1 protein-coding gene is annotated in these 601 nt (G+C 60.6%); it reads left to right on the forward strand.

The window, feature by feature from the left end:
- On the forward strand, positions 1-156 hold the full coding sequence (locus AC1DWF_RS36395; RefSeq protein WP_476843303.1) for a ketopantoate reductase C-terminal domain-containing protein: 156 nt from the start codon (positions 1-3) through the stop codon (positions 154-156).
- The last annotated feature ends 445 nt before the right edge of the window (positions 157-601 follow it).

Here is a 601-nt window from a genome sequence, read left to right on the forward strand (position 1 = left end):
ATGCTGCAGGACCTGGAGCGGGGGCGGCCCATGGAGATCGAGGCGCTGCTCGGCGTCATCGCGGAATTCGCGGAATTGACGGGGCTGCCGGCGCCCACCTGCCGGGTGGTGCTGGCGCTGGTGCGGGCCCGGGCGCGGGCGGCGGGATGCCTCTGAGATCACGGGAGAGGTGATTTTGCCCAGGTTGCCAAAGCGGGAAAGATACGGCCCTCCACGTGGCGAAATAGCAATCAATCCAGCCCGGCCATTTTCCTGCAAAATCCGGAACCTGACGATTTCTTTTGATTTCTTTCGCAGTTATTCCGGTTTCGATATTGTCCGCCTTCGGAATATATTACCAAAAAGTCACTAATCGTTAAGTTGATCCGGCCCGGTTCGGCCGGGCAGAAGGGAAGGAGCGTCCGTTAAGCGCGAGTCATGGCCCGAAGGGCCATCAAGAAAGGGTTGGGAATGTCCGCACATGCTGGGGGGGCCCCACGGCCCATGACGGCCGGCGAGAAGAAGGTGATCTTCGCCTCCTCGCTGGGCACCGTCTTCGAATGGTACGACTTCTATCTCTACGGCAGCCTCGCGGCGATCATCGGCGCCAAGTTCTTCAGCC

The organism is Aminobacter sp. P4_D5, from assembly GCF_056401815.1.